We start from the raw sequence: 17,652 nt of genomic DNA on the forward strand, positions 1-17,652 counted from the left end.
CAGCGTGACCTACGTCATCGCGCAGCCTTGTGTCGACGTCAAGGACAAGGCGTGCATCGAGGAGTGCCCGGTCGACTGCATCTACGAGGGCCAGCGGTCCTTGTACATCCACCCGGACGAATGCGTCGACTGTGGTGCCTGTGAGCCGGTCTGCCCGGTCGAGGCGATCTTCTACGAGGACGACACCCCGGAGGAGTGGAAGGACTACTACAAGGCGAACGTCGAGTTCTTCGACGAGCTCGGCTCTCCCGGTGGTGCCAGCAAGCTGGGGCTGATCGAGCGCGACCACCCCTTCATCGCCGCGCTGCCGCCGCAGGGCGAGTGACCGTCTGAGCGCCAAGCGGCCGCCTGCGAACCGCGCCGCCTCGGTCCCGTACGGCCCGATCGTCCCGATCACCGCCGTACGGGACCGAGGTGTTTGCCGCACCGTACGAAAGTGAGCCTGATTTCCGTGTCCGCAGTCTCCGACCGGCTTCCCACCTTCCCCTGGGACAAGCTCGAGCCGTACAAGAAGACGGCCGCCTCGCACCCCGACGGGATCGTCGACCTCTCCGTGGGCACCCCGGTCGACCCGGTGCCCGACCTGATCCAGAAGGCCCTGGTCGACGCGGCCGACTCCCCGGGATACCCGACCGTGTGGGGCACGCCCGCGCTGCGCGACGCGATCACCGGCTGGCTGGAGCGCCGCCTGGGCGCCCGCGGGGTCACCCACCGCCATGTGCTGCCGGTCGTCGGCTCCAAGGAACTGGTCGCCTGGCTGCCCACCCAGCTGGGCCTGGGCCCCGGCGACAAGGTCGCCCATCCGCGCCTCGCCTACCCCACCTACGAGGTCGGCGCCCGCCTGGCCCGTGCCGACTACGAGGTCTACGACGACCCGCGCGACCTCGACCTCGCGGGCCTGAAGCTCCTCTGGCTGAACTCCCCGTCCAACCCGACCGGCAGGGTCATCCCCCAGCGGGACCTGACCGACATCGTCGCCTGGGCCCGGGCCCACGACGTCCTGCTGGTCTCCGACGAGTGCTACCTGGAGCTCGGCTGGGAGGCCGACCCGGTCTCGGTCCTGCACCCGGACGTCAACGGCGGCTCCTACGACGGCATCGTCGCCGTCCACTCCCTCTCCAAGCGCTCCAACCTGGCCGGCTACCGCGCCGCCTTCATCGCCGGCGACCCGGCGGTCCTCGGCCCGCTGCTGGAGATCCGCAAGCACGGCGGCATGATGACCTCCGCGCCCACGCAGGCCGCGGTCGTGGCCGCGCTCTGCGACGACGTCCACGTCCACGAACAGCGCGAGCGCTACGCCGCCCGCAGGGAGGCCCTGCGCGCCGCCCTGCTCGGCCACGGCTTCCGCATCGAGCACAGCGAGGCCAGCCTCTACCTCTGGGCCACCCGCGACGAGTCCTGCTGGGAGACGGTCGCCCACCTGGCCCACCTGGGCATCCTGGTCGCACCGGGCGACTTCTACGGCGAGGCGGGCGAGAAGTTCGTCCGGGTCGCCCTCACGGCGACGGACGAACGCGTCCAGGCGGCGGTGTCGCGCCTGTAGCAGCCGACGGCCGTCTCCTCTGTGCCGGGGAAAGGCGACGGGGCCCAGGAAACCCCCTGGACCCCGTCGCCGTTCAGCTCGGTGGCGGCGAACCGTCAGCCGCCCAGCGGCAGCCCCTGCACCGGAAGGTTCGGCACGCCGCCCTTCGTCGCGTTGGACGCGGCGCCCCCGAGGACACTCCCCGCCGCCCCGGCGGCGCTGCCCACGGCCTGCTGCGCGACCGGCGCGGTCTTCTTCACGGCGCCGCCGGCGGTCTTGCCCGTGGTCGGCACCGTCTGCTCGACCGCCTTGCCGCCCGCGTGGCCCGCGAGGGAGGTGGCGTTCTGCGCGGCACCGTCGACAGTGTCGCCGACGTGCGCCCCGTCCACGGCGGTCAGACCACCCAGGTTCGGGGTCGCCGCCGGCAGGTTCGTGGCCGCACCGGCGGAGCCGGCCGCACCGACCCCGGCTGCCGCTCCCGCTGCGACGAGCAGCGCGGCACGGGCGATCCGGCGGGTCAGAGGGAGGGACATGATGCTCCATTCGACGGGAGAGAACGGTCTGTGCGTCCGGGTCCGTGTCCGGGCTCGGACGCCGTGACTACCGCTCGAAGCCCGCGAAGGTTGCGGACGCCCCGGGTAAAGAATGGATAACGCATCGCATTATCAGGTGGGGATAAAAACGGGCAAACGGCTTCCGCCGGAAATCCCCGCAGAATCCTTACGGCCCTTGATTTTCCAAGGGATTCCGCAGAAGGCCGGTCTCTTGCGCGGACAGCGGGCCGAACCGGCGCCGTACAACCCGCCGGAGTGATCTGCCGTACTACTGTCCGGCCACGATCCGCACGACCTCCAGGGACGCCGCCGCACCGGCGGTTCCGCCCTCGGCGGTCGTCCTCCACTCGCCGCCGCCGCTCCCGGCGGTCCACTCCCGCCCCGCGTACGACACCCGCTGGATGTGCAGCGTCGAGGAGTTGGCCACGGCCCACTGCGCCACCTGCCAGCCCCGCTGCCGCTCGCCGCGCCCGATCGCGTCGACCTTCGCGCCCTGCGGCACCGGCACGGTCACGGTCCGCCCCTGAGCGGTCGCGGTCACGCTCGGCGAGGGGGACGGCGACGGCACGGGCGTCCCGCCCACCTCCGCGCCGGTCTCCTGCAGCGCGTCCCGCCCGAAGTCCCGCACCAGCGCCGTGCGTACGGCGTCCGGGCCGGTCGCCGTGGCCGTGCCGTCCGGGTGCCCGTCGCAGGTCAGGGTGGCAGCCGCACGCCCGGTCAGCGCCTCGGCCAGCAGCGTGGCGTCCCGCTCGTGCTTCGCGTACGCCTCCGGGTAGCCGCTGCGCTGGACCTCCTGGGCCGCCTCGGTCAGCGGCAGGTCGGTGTAGTGCGGCACCTTGGCCAGATGCGCGTAGAAGATGCCCGCCGCGTACGCCGGGTCCATGATCTGCTGCTCGGTGCCCCAGCCCTGCGAGGGCCGCTGCTGGAACAGGCCCAGCGAGTCCCGGTCGCCGTGCCCGATGTTGCGCAGCCCCGACTCCTGCAGGGCGGTCGCCAGCGCGATCGTCACGGCCCGCTCGGGCATGGCGCGCCCGGTGCCCACGGCCGCGATGGTCGCCGCGTTCACCGCCTGCTCCGGCGTGAACTCGAACGACGTCCCGTCACCGTCGGACGAGACCACCTTGCAGCCGCGCGCTCCGCCGCCTCCGGTGACGTACTGCACCACGAGGTACGCGGCGACACCGCACAGGACCAACAGGGCCGCGGCGAAACGGAAGAGGCGGCCGCGGCGTTTGGGACGGGTGGGGGACGGCTCTGACACGCGTACAAGGTACTGGAGGCCCCCCGGGCCCCGACCGGCGGTCCGGTCAGCGCCGCGCAACCGGCCCCGAGCGGGCGGGGCGCTAGGGTCGACGCCATGGCCGACACCTCGCTTGACCTCACGCTCGACGCCGCCGCGCTCACCGCGCGACTCGTGGACTTCCCCTCCGAGAGCGGCACCGAGAAGCCGCTCGCGGACGCCATCGAGACCGCCCTGCGCGCCCTGCCGCACCTGACGGTCGACCGCTACGGCAACAACGTGATCGCCCGCACCCGTCTGGGGCGCGCCGAGCGGGTGATCCTGGCCGGCCACATCGACACGGTCCCGATCGCGGACAACGTGCCCTCGCGGCTGGACGAGGACGGCGTGCTGTGGGGCTGCGGCACCTGCGACATGAAGTCGGGCGTCGCGGTGCAGCTGCGCATCGCGGCCACGGTTCCCGCCCCCAACCGGGACCTCACCTTCATCTTCTACGACAACGAGGAGGTCGCCGCCGAGCTGAACGGCCTCAAGCATGTCGCCGAGGCCCACCCGGACTGGCTCGAGGGCGACTTCGCGGTCCTGCTGGAGCCCTCCGACGGCGAGGTCGAGGGCGGCTGCCAGGGCACCCTGCGGGTGCTGCTGAGGACGACGGGGGAACGGGCCCACTCGGCGCGCGGCTGGATGGGCTCCAACGCCGTCCACGCGGCGGCCCCCATCCTGGCCCGCCTGGCGTCCTACGAGCCGCGATGGCCGCTGATCGACGGCCTGGAGTACCGCGAGGGCCTGAACGCGGTCGGCATCAGCGGGGGAGTGGCCGGGAACGTCATCCCGGACGCGTGCGTGGTGACGGTCAACTTCCGCTACGCCCCCGACCGCACCGAGGAGGAGGCGATCGCGCACGTCCGCGAGGTGTTCGCCGACTGCGGTGTCGAGGAGTTCGTGGTCGACGACCACAGCGGGGGCGCCCTGCCCGGCCTCTCCCACCCGGCCGCCGCGGCCTTCATCGAGGCGGTGGGCGGCATCCCGCGGCCCAAGTACGGCTGGACGGACGTCTCCCGCTTCTCCGCGCTCGGCATCCCCGCCGTCAACTACGGCCCGGGCAACCCCCACTTGGCCCACAAGCGCGACGAGCGGGTGGAGACGGCGAAGATCCTGGCGGGCGAGGAACGCCTGCGCGCCTGGCTCACCGCGTAGAGACGCCCGTACGGTCCACGCGCGCCGGACATGCGCATGTCCCCCCTCCGTAACCGACGTGGATCTACGCTGAGGTGGAACCACCCCCGAGCGGAGGGAGCGCACATGCCTACCGGCAACCCCGAGGGGAAGAAGATCCCGCCGGACGAGCAGCGGCTGGGGCCGGTCCTCCGGCGGCGGGGACAGGTGACGGCGAGTACGACCGACCAGCGCCTGCTGGACGCCGGCGGCCCCTCGGACTGGGTGCACACCGACCCCTGGCGCGTGCTGCGCATCCAGTCGGAATTCATCGAGGGCTTCGGCACGCTGGCCGAACTCCCCCCTGCCATCAGCGTGTTCGGCTCGGCGCGTACCCCGGTGGACTCGCCCGAGTACGACGCGGGGGTGCGGCTCGGCCGGGGCCTGGTCGAAGCCGGCTGGGCCGTGATCACGGGCGGTGGGCCGGGGGCGATGGAAGCGGCCAACAAGGGCGCCTGCGAGGCGGGCGGCGTCTCGGTCGGCCTGGGCATCGAGCTGCCGTTCGAGCAGGGGCTGAACCCCTATGTCGACATCGGCCTGAACTTCCGCTACTTCTTCGTCCGCAAGATGATGTTCGTGAAGTACGCGCAGGGCTTCGTGGTCCTGCCCGGCGGCCTCGGCACGCTCGACGAACTCTTCGAGGCCCTGACCCTGGTCCAGACCCAGAAGGTCACCCGCTTCCCCATCGTCCTGTTCGGCAGCGAGTACTGGGGCGGCCTGGTGTCCTGGCTGGAGAACACCCTGGTGGCCCAGGGCAAGGCGGCGCAGGCGGACCTGCTCCTGTTCCACGTGACGGACGACGTGGAGGAGGCGGTGGCACTGGTGTCGAAGGAGGCCGGCCGCTAGCGCTGCGGGGTCCAGGGGGCGGAGCCCCCCGGTACCTAGTGCTGTGACCGGAAGGGCGAGCCGGTGAACCTTTCCGGTCGCCGCACTAGGCCAGGCCCCGGCGGGCCACCGCGGGGGCCCGGTGCCCGGCGATGGACGCCACCATGTCCAGCACCTGCCGGGTCTCGGCCACCTCGTGCACCCGGTACACCTGCGCCCCGAGCCACGCCGACACCGCGGTCGTCGCCAGCGTACCGATCAGCCGTTCCTTCACCGGGCGGTCCAGCGTCTCGCCGACGAAGTCCTTGTTGGACAGCGACACCAGCACCGGCCACCCCGTCGCGACCATCTCGTCCAGCCGCCGGGTCGCCTCCAGGCTGTGCCGCGTGTTCTTCCCGAAGTCGTGCCCGGGATCGATCAGCACCGACTCCCGCGGCACACCGAGCGACACCGCCCGCTCGGCCAGACCCAGGGTCACCTCGAGGATGTCGGCCAGGACGTCGTCGTACGTCACCCGATGGGGTCGGGTGCGCGGCTGGACACCGCCCGCGTGCGTGCACACCAGCCCCACCCGGTACCGCGCCGCGACCTCCGCGAGGCGCGGGTCGACGCCGCCCCACGCGTCGTTCAGCAGGTCCGCACCCGCCTCGCACACCGCCTCGCCGACCTCGGCCCGCCAGGTGTCCACGCTGATGACCACGTCGGGGAAGCGGCGCCGCACCTCCGCCACGAAGCCGACCGTCCGCCGGGCCTCCTCCGCGGCCGTGACGTCCTCGCCCGGTCCGGCCTTCACACCGCCGATGTCGATGATGGCGGCGCCCTCGGCCACCGCCTGCTCCACACGCGCGAGGGCCGGCTCGTCCCGGAAGGTGGCCCCCTGGTCGTAGAAGGAGTCCGGAGTCCGGTTCACGATCGCCATGATCACCGGCTCGTGGGGCCCGAATTCCCGCCTGCCCAGCCTGAGCATCCGCTGTGACCTCTCCTAGTACGTCCCGCAGTACGGCCGCCTGTGACCCTAACCGTCGGACTCGCATGGCACGATCGGACCCTGAGAGATTCGACGTCCGGCACAGCGTCCGGCAGAGAGCGTGGGGATCCCGAGGCGATGCTGATGTTCTTGTTCCTGGTCGTCGCGCTGGCCGTCGTGGTCGCCGCGGTGACACTCGCCGTGGTGGGCGGCGGCGAAAGCGCCCCGCTGCCCGAGGTGGCGCCGGAGCGGCTGCAGGACCCGCTGCCCCCGGACCGCCCGGTGAACCGTGCCGACGTGGAGAGCCTGCGCTTCCCGCTGGCCCCGCGCGGCTACCGGATGGCGGACGTGGACGACGCCCTCGGCCGCGTCGCCGCCGAACTCGCCGAGCGGGACGCCCGTATCGCCGATCTGGAGTCCGCGCTCGCCGGGGCCAGGGCCGCGGCTGCACACGTCCGCCTGGAGAAGGCCGATCACCCGGAGGACGGGCGATGAGCGAAGGCGCCGCCCTCGCCGGACCGGACGGCGCCCTGCGCTGCCCGTGGGCCCTGTCCACCGAGGACTACGTGTCGTACCACGACGAGGAGTGGGGCCGCCCGGTCCACGGCGACGACGCCCTCTTCGAGCGCATCAGCCTGGAGGCCTTCCAGTCGGGCCTGTCGTGGATCACGATCCTGCGCCGCCGCCCGGGTTTCCGCGCGGCCTTCGCCGGCTTCCGGATCGAGAAGGTCGCCGCGTTCACCGACGAGGACCGCGAGCGCCTGCTGGCGGATCCGGGCATCATCCGCAACCGCGCCAAGATCGACGCCACCCTCGCCAACGCGCGCGTGCTCGCCGGCTGGGCCGAGGGCGAGCTGGACGAGTTCATCTGGTCCCACGCCCCCGACCCGGCCGGCCGCCCGGCCCCGAAGACCCTCGCCGACGTCCCGGCCGTGACTCCCGGGTCCACGGCCCTGTCGAAGGCCCTGAAGAAGCGCGGCCTGAGATTCGTCGGCCCGACGACGGCGTACGCGCTCATGCAGGCGTGCGGCCTGGTGAACGACCACCTGGAGGCATGCGTGACCAGAAGCGCCCTTCAGGGGCGGGGGTAGGCCGAATCGATGTGCGGCTTCGCCGCGTGAGCGCGATCGGCCGTGACGCGCCCGCGGTTCCCCCGGGCGCGTCACCGCCCCGGACTCACCGGCCCAGGTACTTCGGCTTCTCCTTGTTCACGAACGCCTGCACGGCGATCCCGTGGTCCTCGGACCGGCCGGCCCGGGCCTGCAGCTCGTCCTCCTTCTCCAGGGTCTCGCCGAGGGAGTGCGTCAGGCCGAAGGCCATCGCCTCCTTGATCGCCGCATACGCCACGGTCGGGCCCTCGGCCAGCGCCCGCGCCGTCTTCCCGGCCTCGGCGCGCAGCTCGGCCGCGGGGACGACCCGGTTGGCGATGCCCAGCTCCAGGGCGTCCTGGGCGCTGATGCTGCGCGGGAAGAGCAGCAGGTCGGCGGCGCGGCTGGGGCCGATCACGCGGGGCAGGGTCCAGGAGATCCCGGAGTCGGCGGTCAGGGCGACGCCCGCGAAGGACGTGTTGAAGGCGGCGGTGTCGGAGACCACCCGGTAGTCGGCGGCGAGCGCGAAACCGAAACCGGCCCCGGCCGCGACCCCGTTCACCGCGGCGACCACCGGCTTGGGCGCCCCGGCGAGAGCCCGCACGATCGGGTTGTAGTGCTCCTTGACCGTGCTCATCGTCTGCCCGGACCCGGTCTCCCGGTCCGCCGCGAGCAGCCCGATGTGCTCCTTGAGGTCCTGGCCGACGCAGAACGCCCGGTACCCGGCGGCGGTCAGCAGGATCGCCCGTACGGCCGTGTCCCCGGCCGCGGCTTCCGCCGCCTCCCGCAGGGCGACCTTGGTCGCGATGTTCAGCGCGTTCATCGCCTCGGGGCGGTTCAGCGTGATCGTCGCGAGCCCGTCGCTCACCTCGTAGAGCACGGTGTCGGCCATGGCGCATCCCCTCCGGTTCGCGGATGACGTACCGCTCAGTACGTCCTGGTATGAAGGACAGCATGGCGGAGAACGCCGTCCGGGGGCCGGACCGGACGTGTGACCTGCGTCAAAGAAAAACGGAGCCGAGCCGGTCGGCGGAACTCGGTGCGGCGGAGAAGTATCGCAGCCACATCGCCGAATTGAGTGGTTTTGCTCGCGCGCGTTGCCCAAGCGATGCCGACCGATGTTGGTCATCGGGTCCTGCGATGCGGGATAATGGCTGGGAAGCAATGTGTTCGATGCCGGTGTCGCGTGTCCGTTCGGGAACCGCGGATGCCCTCCCAGGGCTCTCGGCAGACGATGAGCTGGTTTCAGGAAGGGGAACGAGCATGGCGGCCATGAAGCCGCGGACGGGCGATGGCCCGCTCGAGGTGACCAAGGAGGGGCGGGGCATCGTCATGCGCGTTCCGCTCGAAGGCGGCGGTCGACTCGTCGTCGAGCTGACCCCTGACGAGGCCGAGGCGCTCGGCGACGCCCTCAAGAAGGTCGTCGTCTGACGTCCCAGCCATCCTGTCCTTCCGACTGCCCCGGCATCGTACGCGGTGCCGGGGCAGCCGCGTCTTTCGACACCGCGGCGGGCCGCTCACCGTTTGACGGCGCACAGCAGACCGTCGCCCACCGGGAGCAGCGACGGCACCAGCTCCTGGCTCTCGCGCACCGCGCGCAGCAGCTCGCGCAGCCGCAGCACCTCGGTCGGCTGCGGTCCGGAGTCGACGGTCCGGCCGTTCGCGAAGACGCCCTCGAAGACCACCAGGCCGCCGGGGCGCAGCAGGCGCAACGATTCAGCTAGATAGTCCAGGTACTCGTGCCGGTCCCCGTCGCAGAAGACGAGGTCGTAGCCGGCGTCCGCGAGCCGGGGGAGCACCTCGAGCGCGCGGCCGGGGATGAAGCGCGCCCGGTTGCTGGCGAAACCGCAGGCGCGAAAGGCCTGCCGGGCGAACTGCTGGTGCTCCGGCTCCGGGTCGACCGTGGTGAGCACTCCGTCCGGGCGCATGCCGTGCAGCAGATGGATTCCGGACACCCCGCAGCCGGTGCCGATCTCCGCGACCGCCTTGGCGTCAACGGAGGCGGCGAGCAGACGCAGGGCTGCGCCCGTGCCGGGCGACACCGAGCGCAGCCCTGCCTCGCGGGCCCGGTCGCGGGCCCAGCGCAGCGCTTCGTCCTCGGCGACAAAGGCGTCGGCGAACGCCCAGCTCGTCTGCCGGTTGCCGGTAATGACCCTCTCCCGTCCCCATGGTTGCCTGGGCGTGACTGTATCCGTTGGGGTCGGGAACCCGCAGATGGGACCGGGCGTTTAAAGGGGTGGGCCAGTGGCCCGGAGACGCGACGGGGGGTAAGAGGTGGATCAGGGCACCGAGCACCTGCTGATCCAGCCGCACGAGCCGTGTCAGCCTGTATCAAATTCTCGTAAAACCGCTTATCCGGAGCTAACGGGCGAGGTGGCTATGGTAGGGGCTCCACTGGACACCACCAGAGCTGACAGGGGAGGTGCGGCTGCGCCCGGGGACCGGGGCGGAGTGCTGCGGCGCTTCCTCGGGTCGGCGGGCAGGCCGAAATCCGTGACCGACACCGCTGCTGACCACCACGCCGGTTTCGCCGCAGGCGAAGCCCAGACCGCGACCTTCTCCACCGACGCGGACGGGCAGGCGTGGACTCCGCCCACGTGGGAGGAGATCGTCAGCACGCACAGCGGCCGGGTGTACCGGCTCGCCTACCGCCTGACGGGCAACCAGCACGACGCCGAGGACCTCACCCAGGAGGTCTTCGTCCGTGTCTTCCGCTCCCTGTCGACGTACTCGCCGGGCACCTTCGAGGGCTGGCTGCACCGCATCACCACCAACCTCTTCCTGGACATGGTCCGGCGCAAGCAGCGCATCCGCTTCGACGCCCTCGGCGAGGACGCGGCCGAGCGTCTGGCCAGCCGCGAGCCCAGCCCGCACCAGATCTTCAACGACGCCCACTTCGACGCCGACGTCCAGCAGGCCCTCGACACCCTCGCGCCCGAGTTCCGCGCCGCCGTCGTCCTGTGCGACATCGAGGGACTGTCGTACGAGGAGATCGCCGCGACGCTCGGCGTGAAGCTGGGCACGGTCCGTTCCCGGATCCACCGCGGCCGCTCCCAGCTCCGCAAGGCGCTCGCGCATCGCTCCCCGGAGGCCCGCGCGGCCGAGCGGCGCTCTTTCCTGGCGCGCGTTCCCGCTCTGGGGGGAGGGGGCGCGACCGCGTGAGTGGATCCCGGCCCAAACCTGCGGAGGCGCACCTCGCAGAGCAGCACCTGGGAGACCGGCTCTCCGCCCTGGTGGACGGAGAACTCGGTCATGAGTCGCGTGAGCGGGTCCTCGCGCACCTGGCCACCTGTGCCCGGTGCAAGGCGGAGGCGGACGCCCAGCGCCGGCTGAAGAACGTGTTCGCGGAGGCGGCCCCGCCGCCCCCCTCGGCGAGTCTCCTGGCCCGCCTCCAGGGCCTGCCCGGAGGAGGTGACCTGGGCGGCGACGGCATGTCGCCGCCCGGGGGCGGCCTCTTCGGACGCGGCTCCCACGACGAGGCGGCAGGAACCACCGGGCCCGAAGGAGCCTCCGGCGGCTTCGGTGCCTTCGGAGTGAGGCGCGGCGAGCGCTTCGCGTTCGGGTACGTCCCCGCCCGCCCGCACGGTCCCGCCGGCCCGTCGCACGGCGTCCCGGCTCCCGAGGAGCGAGGTTTCCGCATCCACCTCGTCGGCCGTCCGGACGACGGCCGCTCCGCCTCGCGCGGTCTGCGGTTCGCGGTCGCCGCCGCCGGTGCGGTGTCGCTCGCCGCGGTCGCTCTCGGCGGCGTGACCACCGCCGTTCCCGGGGACAGCAGCGCCGACGCCCGCGGCGGCTCCGGCACAGGCAGCAACGTGGTCCCGGCGCGGCCGGCCGGCACCGGCGCGGCCACGCCCGACACACAGCGCCGTCGCCCGGGCGGACCGCTCCTCGCCCAGGGCGGCACCCAGTTCGGCCAGGCTCCGGCCGTTCCGACGTCCATGGCCGCACCGCTGGTGCCCGGACTGCCGACCCCCGACATGGGCAAGGCCCAGAGCGACGCCCTGCGTAGCCTGACCGCGCCGGTGATGGCCCGTGCGGCCGCGGTCTCCCCGCTGATACCTCCGCTCGACCACACCGTGGTCTATCCGCTCACCGCCTGGACCGGGTTCCCGGGAGTGGCCGGCTCCGGCCTGCTGTCCGCCTCCGTCCCCGACACCACTTCCGCTCCCTCGCCGTCCCCCTCCACTCCCCGCCAGACGCCCTGACCGGGCACTGCGCCACGGCCCGCGAACCTGGTTGAATCCTGTGAGAACCGTTCCCGCGGCGTGACCCGGGGGCGCAGTCGCCGTTCCGTGGCCACCGTCGAAGCGCGCGGCCGCGGCCAGCCGTGGGGAGAGCATGAACGAGGGGAACCGTGTCCCGCCGGAGGACGGGCCTCAGGGACCTGCGGGGGTGGCACCGGCCGAGGCCGCCGACTTCGAGCCGGCACCTCCGGCCACCACGACGGAGTCCACGCGGACGGCCGGGCCCGGCGAGGAGCGCGTCGAGGCCGTGGCCGGCGGCGACTTCGAGCTGGCCAAGCCGCTGCCGGGGCCGGCGGGCGCGGCCGAGGCGGACACGAGCCCGCGGGCCGGCGTCGCGGGCGGCACCGGGGAGACCGCCTGGGCGGCTGCCACCGAGCGGCCGAAGCCGCTGCACGACCCCGACCCCTATGGCACCCCGCCGTACGGCCGGCCGGGCCCCTGGGCGCCCGCACCGCCCGTACAGCACCCCGCGGCCACCCTGGCCCAGGGGGCGGCTCTGCCGGCCCCGGCGGTGCCCGCGGCCGACGCCCCCGCCCCTGAGGCCCCGGCGCCCGTACCCGGGTCGCCCACCACCCTGGCCGCCGCACCCGCACCCGCACCCGGCACCCCCGGCACGATCCCCGCGCCGGCCCCCGCGGCGCCGGTACCCGCCGTCGCTGCGGTCGACGGGACCGCGCCCGGCGTCGGCGCTCCGGCCCCGGTCCCCGCCACCCCCATGCCGGCGCCGGGCTCGGACCGGCGGCGCTACGACCCATGGGCCGCCGGTCCGGCCACCGAACAGATGCTGGGGCAGGGGGCGTTGCAGCAGACCGGCGTCGCGGTGCCGGCGAAGGAGCAGCGCAACCGGCGGGCGAAGCGGCTGCTGGTGGTGTGGAGCCTGGTGATCGCCCTGGTGTCCGCCGGTGCCGGCGGGATCGCCGGAGCCTGGGCCGAGCGTCAGGGCCTGGGCGATGACGTGCATCTGCCGCAGGCCGGGGCCGTGCCCGCCGGGCGGGCGCCGGACAGCGTGGCCGGGATAGCCGCACGCGCGCTGCCCAGCGTCGTCACCCTGCACGTCACGGGAACCGATCAGTCGGACACCGGTACCGGCTTCGTACTCGACACCAGGGGCCACATCCTCACCAACAACCATGTCGTAGCGCCCGCCGGATCGGACGGCGCGATATCCGTGACCTTCAGCAGCGGCGACACCGCCAAGGCCGAGGTGGTCGGCCGGGACAGCGGGTACGACCTCGCCGTCGTCCAGGTCCACGGCGTCCACGGGCTCACCCCGCTGCCCCTCGGCAACTCCGACGACGTCCGGGTCGGTGACCCCGTCGTCGCCATCGGCGCCCCCTTCGACCTCGCCAACACGGTCACCTCCGGCATCATCAGCGCCAAGGAGCGGCCCATCACGGCCGGCGGCGAGAAGGGCGACGGGAGCGATGTCTCGTACGTCGACGCGCTGCAGACCGACGCGCCCATCAATCCCGGCAACTCCGGTGGCCCGCTCCTCGACTCCAGGGCCCAGGTGATCGGCATCAACTCCGCGATCCGTTCCGCCGACGACGGCTCGGACTCGGGCGGCAGCCAGGCCGGCTCCATCGGTCTCGGCTTCGCCATCCCCGTGAACCAGGCCAAGCGCGTCGCCGAGGAACTGATCAACCACGGCCGTGCCACCCATCCCGTCATCGGTGTCACCCTCGACATGGGGTACACCGGCGACGGCGCCCGTATCGACGGCAAGAGCGCGGGCGGCGGCCCGGCGGTGAGCCGGGGCGGCCCCGGTGAGCGGGCCGGTCTCGAGGCGGACGACGTCATCACCGAGGTGGACGGGCAGCGCGTGCACACGGCCCAGGAACTGATCGTCAAGATCCGTGCGCACCGGCCCGGTGACCGGCTGCGGCTGACGGTCCGGCGTGACGGGACCGACCGGGAGGTCTCGCTCCGGCTGGGCGCGGCGGAGCAGAACTGACACAAGTCTCACCTCGGACGGTACCGGTCGGACAGGAACGGCGGGTACCGTTGAGCGACCGAGGACATCGCAAGGAGCGACAGGTGTTCAATGACATAGGGCCACTGGAGCTGGTGACGATCATCGTGCTCGCCGTGCTCGTCTTCGGTCCGGACAAGCTCCCGAAGGTCATCCAGGACGTCATGCGCACGATCCGGAAGATCCGCGAGTTCTCCGAGAGCGCCAAGCAGGACATCCGCAACGAACTGGGCCCGGAGTTCAAGGACTTCGAGTTCGATGACCTCAACCCCAAGACGTTCATCCGCAAGCAGTTGGACAACGACGAACTGGGGCTGAAGGAGATCCGCAACGGGTTCGACCTGAAGAAGGAGATGGCCGAGGTCACGGACGCCGTCCACGCTCGGGAGAGCGAGACGTCCGCGTCGTCGTCGGGACCGGCTTCCTCGGCGCGGGTCGACATGACCAAGAAGTCCGAGGCACTCGGCAAGGACGAGCTGCCGCCCTTCGACGCGGACGCCACCTAGGGCCGCCACCCGGCTCCGACACGCGCACGCGGGCGTACGCCGCGCACGTGACGCGTTTCATAGCACGCCCCCGTCGCACACGGCTTGAACAGGCCGTTCGTGCGACCCACGCATCCAGTGCCTGCCCTGAGGCTCTCACCGGTGTGGATATGCTGCCGAGTTGTTGTGCGGACCGGACGAGTACGCCCGAAGGGGGGCGGGCCACCCGGTCCGACGAGAGCGAGGAGGCGTCCGGGCAGATGGAGACGACGAGTCGGGTGGGCGCACAGGCGCCGGCCGCGGAGGGCGAACAGCAGCTGCCCTCCGCCCGGCGCACGGTCGACGGTTACCTGCAGGCGCCGTTCCCCTGGTACGGCCTCGACGAGGCGTTCACGGGGCCGCGTTGGCTGATGCAGGTCGGTACGGCGGCCGACGGTGCCGTCGAGCACGGGTCGATCGGGCACGGGGACGAGCCCTCCGTACGGGGCGAGGCCGGCGCCGCCGACGAGCCGCGGGAGAAGTTCGCGGTGGTCGTCACCGTCGCCGCGCAGCCGTCCCGCAGGAGCGCCGACGGTACGGGGCTGCTGGAGGCCACGTCGGTCTCCTCGGCGGCGTGGCTTGCCGGGGTGGGGCTGCTGTCGTTCACCTGGCCCGGGCAGATGGACCACAGTCTGCGCGACGACTGGCTGGAGCAGCAGACCGAGACCGCGTGGGCCCTGGCCGACGATCTCGAGGGACCGGAGTGGAGTCGGCTCTCTCTTCCCGTGGACGGGGTCGCCGCCTCTTTCCACTACCGGGAGTCCGAGTTCGGATGGGTGCTCGCCGGTACCACTGAGGCGGGGGTGCACCTGGGAGCGTACGGGCGGGGGATGAGCGCGTACGGGCTCGGCTTCGCCGTGGTGAAGGACGTCTCCGCTTACGCGTGACACAAGGGCGCCGGTCTTCCCCGGCGCCCTTTCGTCGTCCGGTCTCGGGTACGGCGAGCTGCCCACGGCCCGCCGGGAAGCGCCCCAGAACTTGGGTTCGAGCCCTGCCGGGGCACCAGGCAAAAGGCCCCGGACCGATCATGTTCCGGGGCCTTCCAGCACCCGCCTGTCCCAGTCCGCGTCCGACCAGCGCAAGCCGGGGTCAGCGAGACATGGTGCCGCAGTTCACCGGCGCGGCCCTCACGGTTTGAGGACGACCTTCTCGCAGCGGTCCTTCTTGTTCTTGAACAGGTCGTATCCGGTCGGTGCCTCGGTCAGCGGCAGCCGGTGGGTGATGACCCTGGTGGGGTCGATCTTGCCCTGCTCGATCAGACCCAGCAGCGGCTTCATGTATCTCTGCACGTGGCACTGCCCGGTGCGCAGGGTCAGGGACCTGTTCATCCAGGCACCCGCCGGGAACTTGTCGATCAGCCCGCCGTAGACACCGATGACCGACACCACCCCGCCGCTGCGGCAGGACAGGATGGCCTGGCGCAGGGCGTGTGGCCGGTCGGTTTCGGAGCGCACCGCCTGCTTGGCGCGGTCGTAGAGGTGGACGTGAGAGGCACCGTGCGTGGCCTCCAGGCCGACCGCGTCGATGCACTTGTCGGGGCCGCGACCACCGGTGAGTTCGAGCAGTGCCGAGCGTACGTCGGTGTTCTCGAAGTCGATCGTCTCGTATCCCTGGGCGGCGGCCATGTCGAGCCGGTAGCTCTCCTTGTCGATCGCGATGACCTTTTCCGCGCCCAGGACCCGGGCGCTGTCCATGGCGAACTGGCCGACCGGACCGGCGCCCCAGACGGCGACGACGTCACCGTCCTGGATGTCGCACATCTCGGCGCCCATGTACCCGGTCGGCAGGATGTCGGACAGGAACAGCACCTGCTCGTCGGTGAGGTCCGGCTCGATCTTGAGGGCGTTGGCGTCGGCGAGCACCACGCGGGCGTACTCGGCCTGGCCGCCGGCGAAGCCGCCGGTGAGGTGGGAGTAGCCGTAGATGCCGCTGGTGGGGTGGCCGAAGAACTTCTCCGAGATGCCGGCGTTGGGGTTGGTGTTCTCGCAGCACGAGTACAGCTCTGCGCGACAGGACGCGCAGGCGCCGCAGGCAATGGGGAAGGGCACGACGACCCGGTCGCCGACGCGCAGTCCGTCGCTGATGCCGGGGCCCACCTCGACGACCTCTCCCATGAACTCGTGGCCCATGATGTCGCCCTTTTCCATGGTGGGGACGTAGCCGTCGAGCAGATGGAGGTCGGAGCCGCAGATCGCCGTCGAGGTGATCTTCACGATGGCGTCGCGGCTGTTGAGGATCGACGGATCGGGGACGTCCTGCACCTCGACCGAGTTGCGTCCCGTCCAGCAGTTCGCCTTCATGCCAGGGCCTCCTTCAGTTCGTCCTCGGTCAGCGGTCGGGCCGGATGCTGCGGGAACTCGCCGCGGGCCCGCTTGCCGCCGGGCGCGCCCTCGGAGCGGACGACCTCGCCGGTCTCCGCGATCTGCTTGAAGCGGCGCAGGTCATCGTCCAGCTGCTGGTGCGGTTCCTCGCCGAAGTAGCGCGCCGCGGCCTTGCCCAGCGCCCCGCCGGGTAGGTCGTAGCGCAGGGTCACCCGGATCTCCGTGCCCCGGCCGCCGGGGGCGGGCACGAAGCGGACCTCGCCGGAGTTGTCGATGTCGGCACCGTCCACCGAGCGCCAGGCGATCAGCGCGCCGGGGACGTCCTGAGTGGTCTCGGCGTCCCATTCGACCGCCTCGTCGAACGGTGCGACGGCCCGCCAGTGACTGGTGCGCGGGCCGGTGACGCGCACCTCGTCCACGTGCGCCATGAAGTCCGGCAGTCGTTTCAGGTCGCTCCACAGGGCGTAGACCTCGTCCGGGGGCCGGGCGACGGTGGTGGTCGCGGTCACTTCCATGGGGGCGCTCCTGTGGGTGCGGGTCACGGCCGCGTAGACGTCCGTGGCCGTGATGGCGGTGACCGCGGCGGTCGCGGCAACGGTGCGGCCGAGGCCACGACCGTCGTGGTTCTTCAGGGCCCGGGTCAGCATCGCCAGATCCATGAGGTCGCCACTGACGCGGCCCCAGAGCCAGGCGGGATGCGGCCGCCCCAGCAGTCCGGTCGCCGCCGCCAGCTCGCGCACGCCCACGGCGGTCGTGGCGGAGCGGTGCCGCAAGGTGTCGTCCACGCCCAGGGCCCGGGTGAAGCCCGCCGGGGTGAGGACCTGGGGCACGCCCAGGAGCGCACTGGTCCAGCCGAGGCTCCGGACGAGCGGATCGTGCCGTAGGCGGGAGGCGGAATGGGTGTCTGTCTTCATGAGTGCTCCCCACGTGCGGTGAGGCGAACGGAAGGCGGGCCACTTGAGGGAGAAGGCGAAGCGGGCCACTTGAGGGCGAAGGTGAAGAGGGCGCCACTTGAGGGAGAAGGTGAAGAGGGCATAACGGACAACGTCGGGTTTTCTCCCGGCCCGACAACTGCCGGTCCAGCCCCGGCCGGAGGACCGGCAGATCGCCACCCGTCCCCCGGACCGGTCCGGTGAAACAGGGGGCACGGCGGCCCCGGGTCTCTTACCGCTTGTGGCCG

Annotated in this window: 19 protein-coding genes; 12 read left to right on the forward strand and 7 right to left on the reverse strand. The window is 72.2% G+C overall.

Features of this window, described 5'->3' with window-relative positions; genetic code table 11:
- The first annotated feature begins 4 nt into the window (after positions 1 to 4).
- Positions 5 to 325: a ferredoxin gene (gene fdxA, locus ABZ919_RS08245; RefSeq protein ID WP_018561461.1), complete on the forward strand. Its 321-nt coding sequence runs from the start codon at positions 5 to 7 to the stop codon at positions 323 to 325.
- 126 nt (positions 326 to 451) lie between these two features.
- Positions 452 to 1,543, forward strand: coding sequence for a bifunctional succinyldiaminopimelate transaminase/glutamate-prephenate aminotransferase (locus ABZ919_RS08250; RefSeq protein ID WP_361244045.1), 1,092 nt, complete (start codon positions 452 to 454; stop codon positions 1,541 to 1,543).
- 95 nt (positions 1,544 to 1,638) lie between these two features.
- On the opposite strand, the gene ABZ919_RS08255 is transcribed toward ABZ919_RS08250, so the two are convergent.
- Positions 1,639 to 2,055, reverse strand: coding sequence for an ATP-binding protein (locus ABZ919_RS08255; protein WP_361244047.1), 417 nt, complete (start codon positions 2,053 to 2,055; stop codon positions 1,639 to 1,641).
- A 289-nt stretch (positions 2,056 to 2,344) separates the two neighbouring features.
- The gene (locus tag ABZ919_RS08260) at positions 2,345 to 3,337 is read right to left on the reverse strand and encodes a heavy metal transporter (RefSeq protein WP_361244049.1); all 993 of its coding nucleotides are present in this window, start codon (positions 3,335 to 3,337) and stop codon (positions 2,345 to 2,347) included.
- Between the two features lie 96 nt (positions 3,338 to 3,433).
- Here ABZ919_RS08260 and dapE point away from each other — a divergent pair, with 96 nt between their 5' ends.
- Together dapE and ABZ919_RS08270 are read left to right on the forward strand one after the other, a co-directional pair.
- The gene (gene dapE / locus ABZ919_RS08265; protein ID WP_361244051.1) at positions 3,434 to 4,513 is read left to right on the forward strand and encodes a succinyl-diaminopimelate desuccinylase; all 1,080 of its coding nucleotides are present in this window, start codon (positions 3,434 to 3,436) and stop codon (positions 4,511 to 4,513) included.
- Positions 4,514 to 4,618: 105 nt separating this feature from the next.
- A complete protein-coding gene (locus ABZ919_RS08270; protein WP_361244053.1) occupies positions 4,619 to 5,377 on the forward strand; it encodes a TIGR00730 family Rossman fold protein in 759 nt (252 codons plus the stop codon).
- An 85-nt stretch (positions 5,378 to 5,462) separates the two neighbouring features.
- On the opposite strand, the gene folP is transcribed toward ABZ919_RS08270, so the two are convergent.
- Positions 5,463 to 6,323 carry a dihydropteroate synthase gene (gene folP / locus ABZ919_RS08275; RefSeq protein ID WP_361244055.1) on the reverse strand — a complete coding sequence of 287 codons (861 nt, stop codon included), beginning with the start codon at positions 6,321 to 6,323 and terminating at the stop codon, positions 5,463 to 5,465.
- 138 nt (positions 6,324 to 6,461) lie between these two features.
- On the opposite strand from folP, the gene ABZ919_RS08280 reads away from it, so the two are divergent.
- Both ABZ919_RS08280 and ABZ919_RS08285 read left to right on the forward strand, forming a co-directional pair.
- Positions 6,462 to 6,818: a DivIVA domain-containing protein gene (locus tag ABZ919_RS08280; protein ID WP_361244057.1), complete on the forward strand. Its 357-nt coding sequence runs from the start codon at positions 6,462 to 6,464 to the stop codon at positions 6,816 to 6,818.
- Positions 6,815 to 7,414, forward strand: a complete 600-nt coding sequence (locus ABZ919_RS08285) for a DNA-3-methyladenine glycosylase I (RefSeq protein ID WP_361244059.1) — start codon at positions 6,815 to 6,817, stop codon at positions 7,412 to 7,414. Before ABZ919_RS08280 ends, ABZ919_RS08285 begins: the two co-directional genes overlap by 4 nt.
- Positions 7,415 to 7,499: 85 nt before the next feature.
- On the opposite strand, the gene ABZ919_RS08290 is transcribed toward ABZ919_RS08285, so the two are convergent.
- Positions 7,500 to 8,303: an enoyl-CoA hydratase-related protein gene (locus tag ABZ919_RS08290; protein WP_361244061.1), complete on the reverse strand. Its 804-nt coding sequence runs from the start codon at positions 8,301 to 8,303 to the stop codon at positions 7,500 to 7,502.
- A 371-nt stretch (positions 8,304 to 8,674) separates the two neighbouring features.
- Between ABZ919_RS08290 and ABZ919_RS08295 the strand changes: the two genes are divergently transcribed.
- The gene (locus ABZ919_RS08295; RefSeq protein ID WP_018544333.1) at positions 8,675 to 8,842 is read left to right on the forward strand and encodes a DUF3117 domain-containing protein; all 168 of its coding nucleotides are present in this window, start codon (positions 8,675 to 8,677) and stop codon (positions 8,840 to 8,842) included.
- Positions 8,843 to 8,928: 86 nt separating this feature from the next.
- On the opposite strand, the gene ABZ919_RS08300 is transcribed toward ABZ919_RS08295, so the two are convergent.
- The gene (locus tag ABZ919_RS08300; protein ID WP_361244109.1) at positions 8,929 to 9,627 is read right to left on the reverse strand and encodes an O-methyltransferase; all 699 of its coding nucleotides are present in this window, start codon (positions 9,625 to 9,627) and stop codon (positions 8,929 to 8,931) included.
- Positions 9,628 to 9,862: 235 nt separating this feature from the next.
- Between ABZ919_RS08300 and sigE the strand changes: the two genes are divergently transcribed.
- The 5 genes from sigE to ABZ919_RS08325 all read left to right on the forward strand — a co-directional run bounded on the left by sigE (position 9,863) and on the right by ABZ919_RS08325 (position 15,038).
- Positions 9,863 to 10,573, forward strand: a complete 711-nt coding sequence (gene sigE, locus ABZ919_RS08305) for an RNA polymerase sigma factor SigE (RefSeq protein ID WP_361244063.1) — start codon at positions 9,863 to 9,865, stop codon at positions 10,571 to 10,573.
- Positions 10,570 to 11,616 carry a zf-HC2 domain-containing protein gene (locus ABZ919_RS08310; protein ID WP_361244065.1) on the forward strand — a complete coding sequence of 349 codons (1,047 nt, stop codon included), beginning with the start codon at positions 10,570 to 10,572 and terminating at the stop codon, positions 11,614 to 11,616. The genes sigE and ABZ919_RS08310 overlap by 4 nt, the downstream gene beginning before the upstream one ends.
- Positions 11,617 to 11,749: 133 nt before the next feature.
- On the forward strand, positions 11,750 to 13,609 hold the full coding sequence (locus ABZ919_RS08315; RefSeq protein ID WP_361244067.1) for a trypsin-like peptidase domain-containing protein: 1,860 nt from the start codon (positions 11,750 to 11,752) through the stop codon (positions 13,607 to 13,609).
- Positions 13,610 to 13,692: 83 nt separating this feature from the next.
- A complete protein-coding gene (locus ABZ919_RS08320) occupies positions 13,693 to 14,133 on the forward strand; it encodes a sec-independent translocase (protein WP_361244069.1) in 441 nt (146 codons plus the stop codon).
- 239 nt (positions 14,134 to 14,372) lie between these two features.
- On the forward strand, positions 14,373 to 15,038 hold the full coding sequence (locus ABZ919_RS08325; RefSeq protein WP_361244071.1) for a hypothetical protein: 666 nt from the start codon (positions 14,373 to 14,375) through the stop codon (positions 15,036 to 15,038).
- A 240-nt stretch (positions 15,039 to 15,278) separates the two neighbouring features.
- Here the strand turns inward: ABZ919_RS08325 and ABZ919_RS08330 are convergent, their stop codons facing one another.
- Positions 15,279 to 16,451, reverse strand: a complete 1,173-nt coding sequence (locus ABZ919_RS08330; protein WP_361244073.1) for a zinc-dependent alcohol dehydrogenase — start codon at positions 16,449 to 16,451, stop codon at positions 15,279 to 15,281.
- Positions 16,448 to 17,386, reverse strand: coding sequence for an SRPBCC family protein (locus ABZ919_RS08335; RefSeq protein ID WP_361244074.1), 939 nt, complete (start codon positions 17,384 to 17,386; stop codon positions 16,448 to 16,450). Before ABZ919_RS08335 ends, ABZ919_RS08330 begins: the two co-directional genes overlap by 4 nt.
- Positions 17,387 to 17,652 lie beyond the last annotated feature (266 nt).

This window comes from Streptomyces sp. NPDC046759 (assembly GCF_040645475.1).
Lineage (GTDB): Bacteria > Actinomycetota > Actinomycetes > Streptomycetales > Streptomycetaceae > Streptomyces.